The organism is Vibrio olivae (assembly GCF_042428525.1).
Lineage (GTDB): Bacteria > Pseudomonadota > Gammaproteobacteria > Enterobacterales > Vibrionaceae > Vibrio > Vibrio olivae.
The window spans coordinates 1-14,087 of sequence record NZ_JBHMEP010000007.1 but is presented as its reverse complement, the minus strand read 5'-3'; the positions used below and the strand labels follow the sequence as shown (position 1 = coordinate 14,087).

The window sequence follows — 14,087 nt, the reverse complement described above, 5'->3', positions numbered from 1 at the left end:
CGTTACTCCTCTGTCACCACGCTAAAGTTGAACTTACTAAGCTTGTTGGCAGAGATCCGCTGCACTTTGGGGTTCTCGCTGATAACACTCATCCCCGTAGGGAGTGAGTCAGTATCAAGCTTGACGAGAAATTGTTTGCCTTTTTTATTGAGAACCCATTGGTCAGGCACGTGGTAGCGCCCGTACTGGTCGGTCTCAATCACAATGCCTTCAACGGTCAGTAAACGAACGCCAGGTACACCATCTTCATAAACACCGCGGTTTTCAATCACAATTTCCCACACATATTCATTGCCTTTTTGATACAGGTGGCGTGAGACATGTAATTTCTCGGCCGCAAGGCCACGCTTCACATCACCATGCACGACCGAATGTGCGTGACCACTGGCATCAAATTGAATTTCGCTGCCATCTCGACTGACCACACTAAAGGCAAATCCCTGACGCGATTTAGTCTTAAACAAATACGCGATATGGTTGGATTTATTTAATGTTCGGTTCAGTGATAATCCACGTAACTTGTTGTGGCTCACACCATAAATGAGCGGTGATGTGTTGTGTGCATCTTGCAACGTACGGGTTACGCCCTGTTCTCGAATGTGGGTGGACTGTGCAATATAATCGCTTGGGTCTAGATCTACCTTTAATCGCACATCAAAGGCGGTAGCATTCGCTTGGTAACCATCTTGGTTATGGTCTTCAAACACTTTGCCAATGATCGATGCAGTATCAAACAACTTATCGGGCAGGATATCGACCGTCGCAGTCGCGGTATTCGATTTAACCGTCAATGCGCCCGAGGTGTGCCCAGCTTCAGGCGCTAACGCCCAAGCACTATTCACATACTGACCAAATGTCGCACCGATTCCTACTCGTAACAGGTAACGCACTCGAATTTGTTCCGTCGTCGTCTCCGATGAAGCGCCATACGCCAGCATATCGCCTAGAGTAAAGCTCAGTTGATTGGTGACGCTGGGTTCACTGGAGATGATCACGTCATCCGCGGTATCAAACTCTCCATCAGGCCCACTATTCGTGATTTCAGTCGAGCCTTCAACATACTGAAAAGCGGATGGATATCGGTCAATCAGTTTGACATTTTTAAACTCTGACTCATTGTTGTTTTGCACCAACACTTCATATTCGATCACATCCCCCACTTGCGCATCGGTCTTTAACGCTTGCTTCGAGACACTGAGTTGACCCTCATTGTCGGCAAACTTTTTAACGTGTACGGTGACGCTGTCCGAGCGACTGGCGCCTGTGGCAGGGTCGGTTACCGTAAATACATTGGTAATATCATCATCAATGCCTTTATTGATGTCACCGGTGATGGTGAACTGATAACCGTTAGCCATATAAGGTTGCAAATCGAGCGATAGTCCCGCAGATGGCAGCATCAGATCTTGATTGTTTAGCGTCGCCACAGGGGTATTGCTTGGCCATTCATTAATTTCAATCGTCCAATTGCTAAACAACGGATTGCCATTTGCCCCCATCAATTTCGATACTTCATCCACCATTTGCGCGCCAATGACGGCGTCTGAGCCCCGATTCGCCACGCGCAAAACATAGGTGATTTGCTGATCATCATTGGTGTATTCAACGTCATCGCCTTGGCTGGTGGTCTTGTCGACCACTAGGTCGACAGCACGGGGCGTCATTCTCACCGACGAACTTTGTACCTGAGCCGCATTAACACGTTGCTGAGTCTTTATCTCTTCGCCGCCTCGAGCAGTGCTTGGTGCTTGAGAGACTTTAAAGGCCGTATTGACGATTTCACCCAGAGCACGACTGTCGGTTTGGGCACGTATAATAAATTCCACCGTGTCATGCGGTGCGATGGTCAACACACTGTTTAAATCTTCGTTATTTGCCCCATGCTTACTGTTAATTTGTGTTCGTGAATCAGTATACGTTTCTTCAATCGTCCATGAAGTAAAGGCGTTGATCACCCGACGATTTCCAGTATTTAAATCAGGCGCGGTTTGTACTTTAATCCGTGAAAGTACGTCTCGCACCACCACATTCTGGGCAAAGCCTTGGCTATCGTTGAATAATGTTATGTGATAGACCGCAATGTCTCCTGGTTCATAGACCGTATTTTCAATTTGTTTTTCAAATGAGACATTATCGGCTGCAGGCGTTAACGTCGCACTGGCTTGAAACCGTTGAACCCCCGATTGCTGGGCATAGACCATGGTGGCCGTATTTTCGATCTCACCAAGCGCAAGAGGATTCACCTTTCCACGCACGGTAAACACCACGCTGTCATGCGGGGCTAAATTGATCACGGCATCGATGTCATTATTAACGCCAACAGGCGTAGGCGTGACCGTGGTCAGTTCGTTGCCAAATTCAACCTCAACGTCCCAACGTTCAAACGCACTTTGTTGATGCCCTTCAATGGTGCTCACGCTCAGTTCAGATAACGTATCTTTCAGTTGAATACCACTGGCAAACGCACTGCTGGTATTAGTCACTACAATTCGATAAACACTGTCGGAGCCCGGTTCATAGACGGTTTGCGTCTCACTGCCCGCCTCACCGACAAACTTATCGAGCGTCAGCGATACCGTTTTTGGTTCAATGATCGCAGTCGCGTCACTGCGTTTTCCATCAAACGTGAGGCTCGCAGTATTGCTGATAATCCCCGTGGCCTCGGGGTTAATTTCACCCTCGATGGTAATGGTTAAGGTGTCATTTGGCGCCAAATCCACCTGATAATTCGCATCGTCATTCCAACCCGCGACATGGTCAACATACGTCCCTTCACTGCCATACGCCACGCTTTGATGCCAACGGGTAAAGGTTGGACCTTTGTCCCCATCAAGTAACTCGACATCGAGCGTAGTTAATAGATCTTCAATCATCACGTCATTGGCATAAGAAGCATCGTGGTTAGTGACGGTGATGACAAAGCCATTTGCAGTCGCGGGTGCATAATGGTCGACTAACGGTGTTTTAGTTATGGTCACGTTAGGTATAAGCGGCGTTGTGGTGACTTGACTTTGCTGAGTCTCACCATCAAATTCGGCACTGAACGTATTGGTCACGTCACCAATAACTTGCGCTTTCAGTTTGCCACCAATGGTTATTGTCACCGTGTCATTTGGCGCAACATCTAATTGGTGATCAACATAACCTTGTGACGACGAAGGCAATAGTGTCATGCCTGTTTTAGATACGGCTTGAATCGTGATGGAATTTGGCTCAAACGCGGTGATTGTGTCACCAAAAATCGACTCTGACGTGACTCGATTAACATAATCGACAACATGAACATCCGTTGCCCAGGCGCCAGTCGTATTGGTTAGCGTCAGTGTATACGTTAGCTCATCACCACTCTCATACACGCTTTTATTTACCTGTTTATCAATGACGATATGAGCGCCAACAGGCAGATAACTGGCACTGGCCTGAGTCCCATCAATATGGTCCGCACTAACTTTAACTTGGTTAGTAATTTCACCAATCGCATTGTTTGCCACAACGCCTACTAAGTGCAGTTTGAGATGAGCGCTGGGCGCTAAATGGTAATAGCCGATAAAACCCTCTGGGTCGTCAAAATCGGTTTGTTCCAACGTGACACTGCGGCTCACACCGCTATCCGTGAGGTTGATGTAACTGCCTTCTTTAAGCCAGTGGTCGATGACTTTTTGCTCTCCGATGCTATCAACAACCTGTGACTTGATATCCTTGGCAATATCATGAATCGTCAGATTCTGCACATACCCCGCGCCGATATTCTCAATCTCAATATCAAAACCGATGGTATCGCCCGGTTCATAGGTGGCAGGTGTCGAGCTAGCCACCTTGCTGACTTGTAATTCGCCCGCCTGCGGATAGATAAAATGCTGCTGCAAATCATACTGCTTATTGTTGACATACAAGACATTGCCAAACTGACCGACCGCATCGTCACGCACATGACCCACTATCTCTATTTTTAGCAGTGTCGGCTCATCCCCTTGCGCATGAGCCAATTTCACGACGGCATCAATATCGCCAGAAGTCTGAAGCATACTAATGTCGTTATAATCCGCCGATGCATTCCCAACAATTTGCGATGAAATCGTCCAGTCACTGAGCGCTGTTTGTTGCGCACCATCTACCGTTTCGACCGTATACTGAGACACCGTATCCACAAGGTGAACTTCAGCGTTAGACTCCGAGGTATTGGCAATTAACAAGGTATAACGAACTTCTCCCCCAGGCGTGTACGTTGGTGTATCGGTTGACTTATTGGCAATAATTTGAGCTTCGCCTTGTTCAACTGTAATGGGATTGGAGTCAACACCACCGACCTTAGCAACATTGGTGATAGAGCCAGAAGCACTATCATTGACCGTCCCGGATACCACAAACACCACGCTGTCTCCCGGCATCAAATCCATAGTGGCATCGAGAGGCACGCCGCCTTGATATTGTCCGCTGATCGAGAAACGCTCGCCAGCGGGTTGCTGAGTCATGGAGACAGATTGACTGGTAAACGCAATGTCGCCTGTCGATGTTTTAATGCTGCTTAACTTATCAACGACCGTAACATCGTTGGCAATGCCTTCACCTTGGTTGGTAATGATAACTTCATAGCTAACCTGACCGCCCGGGTTGTATAAGCATTGTTCTCCACTCGATGATGGAAAGGTGCACGCGCCGTTGTCATCTGCCGTGGTATTAATTAGGCGCTTTTCAAACTCAATTTGCGGTGCAACCGATGGGATTGACGGCGTCGCCACATGATCGGTTCCTCCCTGAGCTTGGTTAGCATCAATTTCTCCTAAGGCGTCTTGGCGTATCGTGCCCACAATCGTGAACTCAATCTGTTCGCCTGGCGCAATGTCAGTTACAAGATTGATATCGCCGGAAGAATCGTACGTCGGTAAATAGGTATCGACTTTATTGTCGATACCACTTGAAATCGTATGAGTCACTTGCCATTCAGAAAACGCGGATGCCATCGCGCCACCAAGTACCTCAACTTTGATGTCTGAGATCGCATCTTTGATTACTGCGTTGTCATACCAAACGGGTTCAGTATTGTTTACGGAGAGGCGGTAAACCACACGCTCTCCAGGGCGATAGCTATCACCTTGGTGATAGGCTCTACCGCCAATCGAGACAATCGCTTTCTCAACATCGAGCTTGGCGTCATCGACGGCAAGTGTAGAGCGTGAAAAATTCGCACCACGATATTTAGGGGTAACTTGGATATCACTAAGCGCATCCGATCGAATCTGGGCATTGACGGTAAATTCAATCCATCCACCCGGAGCAATCGACAAGTTTGGAATATCGATATCCACGTCTTGCCCACCCGAAAATTCGCCAATCTGGGTTGTGGTTTCATCGGAATGTTCGACGCTTACTGTCCAATGGTGTGGCTGATATACCACGCCATGTCGCTCATCACTTTCCGCTGCGGCTTGCTGCGCCAACTTGGTGGTTATGGCAGAAAACGTCTCTTGCAACGACGCGCCATATTCCGTCCCTTTGCCTTGGTTTTCCACTCGAAGGCGATAAACAACAGATTGCTCTTCCTCAAGGTGGTTATAGCGGCGCTTTTCTTGATTAAAACCAGCATCGCTATACGCTTTGTGTAACTTAGAGATATTGGCGCTGAGCATGGTTGCTCGCTCCGCACTGAGTGTGTGAGCGCCATTAACGTAAGCGGTATTTTGAATCGCGCCCACTGCTCGCTCATCAACTTTGGCATTAATTATGTAACGAACAAACGTTTGACCAGAAGAAAAGCTGCTCGCAGCAATATCAAACTGAGTATCAATATCCGCGTTGTCGGCCACTTTTCCTGCATCACTTAGCCCGCTTTCATCTTGCTGAGTTTCAACCGTCCATTCGCTGAATGCTGGCCCTGTCGTGCCATCAAAATACGCTGTGGTTATCGAAGAAAGCGCATCCTTGATCGACATACTATCGATGTGTGAGTTGTTCTCGTTGACCAGATCAATCTGATAAACGATATAGCCTCCCGGTGTATACCCCCCTGACAGTACGGTACGGCCATCACTGTCTAAGTACTGGGTCAGCGTTTTGGCAAACTGATACTTTTCTGTTGCCGCGCTGCTTTTGCTGCTGACGTAATCTCCGTCGACTTTGAGGTAGTTATAAATGTCACCGACCGCATTGGCGTTGACTTTGGTCGTGACGACATAATCGAGGGTTGCACCCGCAGGTAATGAAAAGTGGGTATTAATATCTTTCCCATCGCCAAGTTGGCTATCAAGGTCAGTCTGCACCGCGTCGCTGCCAGAGACATTCGCCACCACCGTCCAACCAGGTTGAAACGCGTTGCCGTTCGAACCATCAAGCAAACTCACGTTAACCTTGGAGAGATTGTCTTCAATTGGAATTTGATAGGCTGGGCCTTGCCCATCATTTTTTATCGTCAGGTGGTATGTTAACGTCCCATCGGGTTGGTAACTCGCCTGTTCAACTGTCTTGTTGAAAGCAAGGTGATAATCATAGGGTTTGATGGTGATGCCACCGATGGTTATCTCACCAGCGGCATCAACCCGCGTATTCCCTTCAACGGTATAAGTCACTGAGTCTTTACCTGCGATATCAATCACCGTATCGATGTTTTGATTGTTTGCAACCGTGCCATCAATAACGCCGTCGGTGGTCCCTTGCCCACCATGACTGTCTTGCTTATCGACTGTTACTGTAAAGTTATCGCTAAAGGCATGGCCGAGCTTACCATCCATCAGTAGTACATTAATGTCTTCCAAGTTTTCTTGGACCACTCGGTTATTTTCGTATCCGACGTTGGAAGAATGGGTCACGGTGTAGGTTATGTGATCGCCCGGTGTATAGTACTGACTCTCTTGTCCGTTCACATACACTTTGCGCACCACGTCCGCGCCATTGTGCGCTTTACGCATTTCATGATGAGAGACGTGGGACTTCTGATTGACTAACTCAAAATTCTGGTAGATATAAGCATCGTTGGCGATGATGCTGTGCAAGCGGCCGGACTCATCACGCGTTCCAACAACGTTGTCTTTCACTCGCGCTCGAATTTTAAATTCTCTTTGCTCACCGGCATCAAGTGTGAACGTCTCACCTTGCGCCGCTGGATAGATCAAATTTTCATTCGTGACAGCGCGCCAACCACTCCCGTCCCCATAGTCAAATTGCCATGAGACAAATGGGTTTTGGTCTTCAAGTTCAACGTAATGACCCTCTTTTGGGTTTGCTAGTACTGAACGAATTTGTGTGAGCGGATCGACTAATTTTAGCCCGGATACAGGCTGCGAGCTGTTGTTGAGAACGGCAATGGTATAAATAGCGTCTGCGCCCGGCGTAAAATAATGGCTATCCGCCGTTTTAACGATCGACACATTCAGGTTTTCAATTTGATCACCGACCTCCGCCGTCGCAGACATATTAAGAGCGTTAACCGGGTCATAGACCTCAACCGTATTGCTAACTTCTTTTTCGGTATAATCTTCTTTTACCAACCCCCGAACATGAAAAGAAACGTGCCCAAGCCCTTCACTGGTTCGTGGATCAATATCAATATAGGCATTGATATTATTATTATCGGCGTAACCACTCGCTTGCCCCGCATAACTGCCACTGGCAAAAGGGGAATGATGATCGTCTGTCGCGGCGGTGATGACCCATTTAGAAAAAGCGTTCATCCCTGCAATATCATCACTAACATGCACTTCGTTGGCATAGCCAGAGCCACGGTTGTATACCGTAATATCGAAGTCCACCCAATCTCCGGGCCTAAATGATTCAGTGTTAGAGAGTTTGACCACAACGACATCAGGTTCACGAGGATAGACGACCGCCGAATCGCTCGCGCTGGTTTGCGATTGCGAATCTGGTGTTTCTATCGTGACTTGGTTAGTAAACGCACCATAAAGGATTTCATTGTCAATGCTGCGGTCAAGCTGCCCTTCAATGGTATAGACAACAGTAACGTTTGGTGGAATCTGAGCCAGAGTATCAAGGTCACTATCGTCACTAAACGTCCCGACATCGGTATAGGCAATTAACTCTGGATTATCAGACACCGCCTCAGCACGAATCGTCCAATGGGTAAACGCTGGCTTTGTTTGGTTATCCGGCTCCAAAAGTGACGACGTCACAGAGGAAATAGCATCTTTCACCACGACATTGGTCGCATATCCATTGCCTTTAGGATTGGTGACACGAAGCTGATAGCTGATGGTATGTTCTTGTTTTGCGTAGTAGGTGTATTCACGGCGATAATCGCTATCACTGTTGGTCTTAACCCATTTCTCAACCTCGATTTGAAAATCTCTCGGATCGACACCACGGTCAGCATAGACATTCCCATCCACCGTCACGCTGTTCTTTATATTACCGTTCGCATAAGGGTTCACCTTCGCGACAATGGTATAAATCACATAACTATTGGGTTCGATAGTCGCGGTAACATCCAACGGCTCAGGGCTTGTCATACTATTGGAAATTCCGGTATTGGTTGCGCTTGCCGGCGTTCCATCTTGATGCAACGCCTTGGCCGTCACCGTCCATTCACTAAATGCAGAGACCTCATTGCCTTCAATCCCAGTGGTGGTGATATTGGGCAAGTCATCAAATACCCGCACTTGGTTGGCAAAACCGTCACCGTCATTATCAACTCGAATGGTATAGGTAAGCTCACCATTGGGTGAATAATAACGCGCGTCGACATCTTTGCTGACTCGCAAATTATCATCGGGCATTTGGATGCCTGATCCACTCTCCGCCACGTTGTCACTGCAGCCAGCTTGAGTATCTAAAATAGTCCCAATACTGGTGCTACTGACTTCTGCGGTAAGCTGATAATGAATTGATTTACCTGGTGCAATGTCAGGAGATAGGGTCAGCGGCGTGGTTATCCATTGCCCATATTGAAAACGCCCAGGATCGCTACCGACGTTATCTTCTCCTGATACTACCTCCAGCTTCCAGCGAGAAAAGGCAGGACCAACGCCTGCACCATCAGCTTGCTCTGTGACCACACAGCTTAAGTCATCCACCACCTGCACGTTGTTGGCAAAATAATGACTTGCCTTATTTTCAACGTAGATATTATAAGTGACAGCGTCACCAGGAATGTACTCAGAGCGGGTTGTAGACTTTTCAATACGGATCTCAGAATCCGTGGCAGAGAGAATTTTTTCGGCGCTCAACGCCCCGGTTAACTGGCTATCAGCGATAAGCGCTTTATCAGAATTAAGCACTCTGGCATTAGCGCCATGAAGCTCACCAATGGTCACAGGTGATAACGTCGCAACTATCTGGTAGTCAATACGCTCATTAGGATAAATCGTAACCTGATCGTCCAGTGGAACATCAGTGCCGTCGCCTAATGCGCTTAAGCTCGAGGAACTGTGCTCACCAAGAGGATTGACTTGGATATGCCACGTTGAAAATGGCTGACCACTACCATCACTGTGGTCGTGATCACTGGCTAAATTATTTGCAAGACCAAGCTGAGTCACCAGGTCTGCGATATTGTGCTGAACGTGGTATTGGTGAGCGATGCCCTGTCCGTCGTTAACCACGGATACGTCAAATACCACCTGATCATTCACCAAATAAGGTTGGGTTTGATTGATGGTATGCGTTAAAGAAATAGCCGGTAATGCAGAGGGCGTAACTAAAGTTTCACTTTGTTGCGCCCCCTCTCGAGTCACCGAGTACGCTTGGGTCACAATCTCACCGATGATGTTGTCACTAACTTGCGCGGCAATATGATAGGTGAGCGTCCCCCCGACAGCTAACGCTGCATCTGTAACAGCAAGATCAGATGAAGCGTCGAAGATTCCAACATCACTGCCGCTACCGCTTTGGTTTGCGCTGATATTCACCGAGTGAAAAGCAGGTTGCTCGCCGCTCTCAGTCCCTTGCGTATTCACGCTCACCACAGGAAAATCAATATCAAGATGTTGGACTTTATAGCTCCCAGTATTTTCAAGCGTTAAGGTGTAATTCAAAGCCTGACCCACTTGATACTGGGTTTTATCCGCGCGAAGCGTCAACGTATATTGATAAGGCGCCGGCTGAAGGGCGACGTGGGAGCTCGATTCAAATTGCTGCTCACTGCCATCAATCTCAGCCCAAACTGTTGCTTCAGCCAAGTTAATCTGCTCAATCACATCGTCGCTGGCCTGCGCTTCAACATGATAAGTAACGCTACCTAAAGGTGAGAGGCTCACCGAGTCTGCAACCAAGTCGCTATTTGATGCTTCCAATACACCCGCATTGGAAAGCCAGCCACTGCTTGCTGAAATCTCAGTGGTTTTGAATGCCGAAGTTAACCCATCCTTTGAATAAGACTGGAGACTAAAAACATCACTTTGCACTCGTACGTTGGTTAGGCGTTGCAGCGTGGTGTTACGAACCGTAATTTGATAATGGACCGAGTCGTTATTCTCATAGTGGGTCTGATTGGAAGTAACAGACACCGTGATTTCGCCAGCGGAATAAGCGAATGCTGAAAACACGAAAAAGAAAAACGAAAAAAACCAGACAACAAGCGTTTTTTTTAAGAGCACGTGACATACCTAGATTAACTTACAACGGCAAGAAGTCAGCTCTTAAGAGTATTCAGTTTTTACAGATGGGGACTATCGCCCCGAACGCCCTGTCACTCTGTTATAAACTGCTTTAAAAAGCATGAAGACAACGTTTTAGCGCTATCTCACTCTTTTTAGCCGAACAATGAAACGCGGCTAAAATAGAGCAAAATGACAGCAGTGTAATGACAGTAACACCTTATTTATCAGTGCGTTATTTCCTACACCAAAGGCATTAAATCGGAGTATTAAAATTTCAATCGGTAGGCTGAGTGCTGAGCCCTGCCATTTGTTCGTCTAAGTTGAGAACGGTTAACGCGTTACTGACGCTTGTGGCGATAACATCGATGGCTTGAGTTCTTAAAGCGCCTAGCAAGGCCAGTGGCTTACTGTTTTCCGCCGCGATAGCTATCACTTCATTTATCGGGCGAAACTCATCGATTCCAAGCCCTATAATGCGATCACTCATCACGGTCTTCGCCGCTTGACCATGAATATCAAAGAAATCATAACCAGCAAAATCACCGACGACCCCTTGATGAAGACGAGATTGCACCACTTCTTCAGCGGTAAACCAGCCTAAATCAACCATGTAACTGTTTTCACTCATATCACCAATCCCCACCAAAGCAACATCAGCTTTACGCGCTAAATCAAGGGTTTGCTTGACTGTTGCATTTTGCATAAAGGCTAACTTTTGCTCTCGGTTTTCGGCATAGGCTGGCGCATAGAGCGTTTCTGAGGTGCCCCCATATTTTTTGGCTAGCTGACGGCAAATATGATCAGCATTGAACATACCGCCGCGCGGGTGAATTCCGCCGATACCACAAACGAACTTGCAGTCTCGAGACGTAATCACCCCCACATGATGTGCCACGGCAGACACGTTGCGCCCTTGTCCCACACTAACCACCATACCATTTCTCAATGTTGAGTTAAGGTAGTTAGAAACTAACCCCGCCACTTGCAGACGTTGCTGCTCTTCGTTAGGTTGGTCGAGAGCAATTAATGCACGCTTTACACCAAAACGTTCAATAAGGCGCTGTTCAATTTTGGCACTAAAGACGGGGTGATATTTGACAGTAATTTCAACAATGCCTTCATCGCGCGCTTGTTTGAGCATTCGCCCGACTTTCGCTCGAGAAATGGCGTATTTTTTTGAGATCTCTTCTTGAGTCGCACCATCCTGATAATAGGACACCGCTACCTCAGTGAGCAGATCAGTGCTCTCAACTGAAATCTCTTTACTCGAACTCGACATGCATTTACCTCATTAACTGTGAACATTTGTATCAACAAGTTACAAATGTAATAGTTACTTTAACATGTAACTTTTGCTCAGCCAAATAACATTTTCTCAGTGGGTTTGTTGCGTCGTTACGGCTTCTGTGGATGCTTATTGGACATAAGCAAACGTTTTTCTTTTAGCACCTAAATAAATGCCCAAAAAAAGCTTGATGGAGTTCACCTAAAACTCCCAATTTCAATTGACATTTTCATCCATTCAGATAAATATGGGTACATCATTTACTCAACATTAGAACAAATGCTCAACGCAAATTGTTTTCGTGTTGAAAAATTAGAGTTAGCTGGTCGCAACTCACGCAAAACAAGCTATGTTCGATTAGTTAACCTGCTAGCATCTGCCTGACTGTAATGCAGTCCAAAGCCAAATATAGGATGATCGATATGAGCAACAAGCTAGAGCAACTTCGTAAAATGACTACTGTTGTCGCGGATACCGGTGAAATCGACGCGATTAAAAAGTACCAACCAGAAGATGCCACCACTAACCCTTCTTTGATTCTTAAAGCCGCTCAAATCGCCGAGTACGCGCCCTTTATCGACCAAGCGATCGAATACGCTAAATCACAAAGCAATGATAAAGAGCAACAAATCCAAGACACTTGTGACATGCTTGCGGTCAACATTGGTAAAGAAATCCTTAAGTCTATCCCTGGCCGTATCTCAACTGAAGTTAACGCTCGTCTTTCATACGACACGGAAGGCAGCGTTGAGAAAGCCCGCCAACTGATCAAAATGTATAACGACGCTGGCATCAGCAATGATCGTATCCTGATCAAATTGGCTTCGACTTGGGAAGGTATTCGTGCCGCTGAAATTCTAGAGAAAGAAGGGATTAACTGTAACCTAACGCTTCTATTCTCGTTCGCACAAGCACGTGCGTGTGCCGAAGCTGGTGTTTTCCTGATCTCTCCTTTCGTCGGTCGCATTATGGACTGGTACAAAGCGAAAGAAGGCCGTGAATTTGAAGCGCAAGAAGATCCAGGCGTACTGTCTGTCACTAAGATTTACAACTACTACAAAGAGCACGGCTACGATACTGTCGTTATGGGTGCAAGCTTCCGTAACGTTGGTGAAATTCTTGAACTTGCAGGTTGTGACCGTCTCACTATCAGCCCACAACTTCTTCAAGATCTTGCCGATGCAGACGGTGATGTTGTTGAGAAACTAAAAGTCACTGAAGCGTCTAAAGAGCGCCCTGTTGCTATGACTCACTCAGAGTTCCTATGGGAACATAACCAAGATCCGATGGCTGTTGAAAAACTGGCTGAAGGTATCCGTAACTTTGCGGTTGACCAAGGTAAACTTGAGTCAATGATCGAAGCGAAGTTATAAGCTGAGTAGACAAAGGCGAGCAATAGGCTCGCCTTATTTACAAATTCCTTTTGAGCCGAACCATCGGCTCTGACTTATTTAACGTATCGAGTAATGACTATTATGGATCGTAAAATTTTATCTAACGCTATTCGCGCCCTTGCAATGGATGGCGTTCAAAAAGCAAATTCAGGTCACCCAGGTGCACCGATGGGCATGGCGGATATCGCCGAAGTACTTTGGCGTTCACACCTAAACCACAACCCTGCGAACCCAAACTGGGCAGACCGTGACCGCTTCGTGCTGTCTAACGGTCACGGTTCAATGCTGATCTACTCTCTGCTTCACCTTTCTGGCTACGACTTGCCAATCGAAGAGCTAAAAAACTTCCGTCAGTTGCATTCAAAAACACCGGGTCACCCTGAATATGGTTATGCGCCGGGTATTGAAACGACTACCGGTCCACTTGGCCAAGGTATTAGCAATGCGGTTGGTATGGCACTGGCTGAAAAAGCATTAGCCGCGCAGTTTAACAAAGAAGGTCACGATATCGTTGACCACTATACTTACGCGTTCCTTGGCGATGGCTGTTTGATGGAAGGCATCTCTCATGAAGCAAGCTCACTAGCGGGCACGCTTGGCCTTGGCAAATTAATTGCGTTCTGGGATGACAACGGCATTTCTATCGATGGTCACGTTGAAGGCTGGTTCTCTGACGATACAGCAAAACGTTTTGAATCGTACGGCTGGCATGTGATCCCTGCGGTTGATGGTCACGATCCTGAAACGATTAATGCAGCCATTGAAGCCGCGAAAGCGGAAACGGCTCGCCCAACGCTGATTTGTACTAAAACCATTATCGGTTTTGGCTCACCAAACAAATCGGGCTCACATGACTGTCACGGC

Annotated in this window: 4 protein-coding genes; 2 read left to right on the top strand and 2 right to left on the bottom strand. The window is 47.1% G+C overall.

What is annotated here, in order from left to right; all coding sequences use genetic code 11:
• Positions 1–2 precede the first annotated feature (2 nt).
• Positions 3–10,541 carry a DUF11 domain-containing protein gene (locus ACFFUV_RS17365; protein WP_390195163.1) on the bottom strand — a complete coding sequence of 3,513 codons (10,539 nt, stop codon included), beginning with the start codon at positions 10,539–10,541 and terminating at the stop codon, positions 3–5.
• 277 nt (positions 10,542–10,818) lie between these two features.
• Complete coding sequence (locus ACFFUV_RS17360; RefSeq protein ID WP_390195160.1) at positions 10,819–11,823, bottom strand: sugar-binding transcriptional regulator; 1,005 nt, start codon at positions 11,821–11,823, stop codon at positions 10,819–10,821.
• Between the two features lie 428 nt (positions 11,824–12,251).
• On the opposite strand from ACFFUV_RS17360, the gene tal reads away from it, so the two are divergent.
• Together tal and ACFFUV_RS17350 are read left to right on the top strand one after the other, a co-directional pair.
• Positions 12,252–13,202, top strand: coding sequence for a transaldolase (gene tal / locus ACFFUV_RS17355; protein ID WP_390195158.1), 951 nt, complete (start codon positions 12,252–12,254; stop codon positions 13,200–13,202).
• Between the two features lie 99 nt (positions 13,203–13,301).
• Positions 13,302–14,087, top strand: a 786-nt coding sequence (locus tag ACFFUV_RS17350) for a thiamine pyrophosphate-binding protein (RefSeq protein WP_390195540.1), incomplete at its 3' end; no start/stop codon positions are given.

Excerpts from the sequence above, each read along its gene's own strand:
- ACFFUV_RS17360 (WP_390195160.1), bottom strand. The coding sequence starts at position 11,823 with ATGTCGAGTTCGAGTAAAGAGATTTCAGTTGAGAGCACTGATCTGCTC.
- tal (WP_390195158.1), top strand. The coding sequence starts at position 12,252 with ATGAGCAACAAGCTAGAGCAACTTCGTAAAATGACTACTGTTGTCGCG.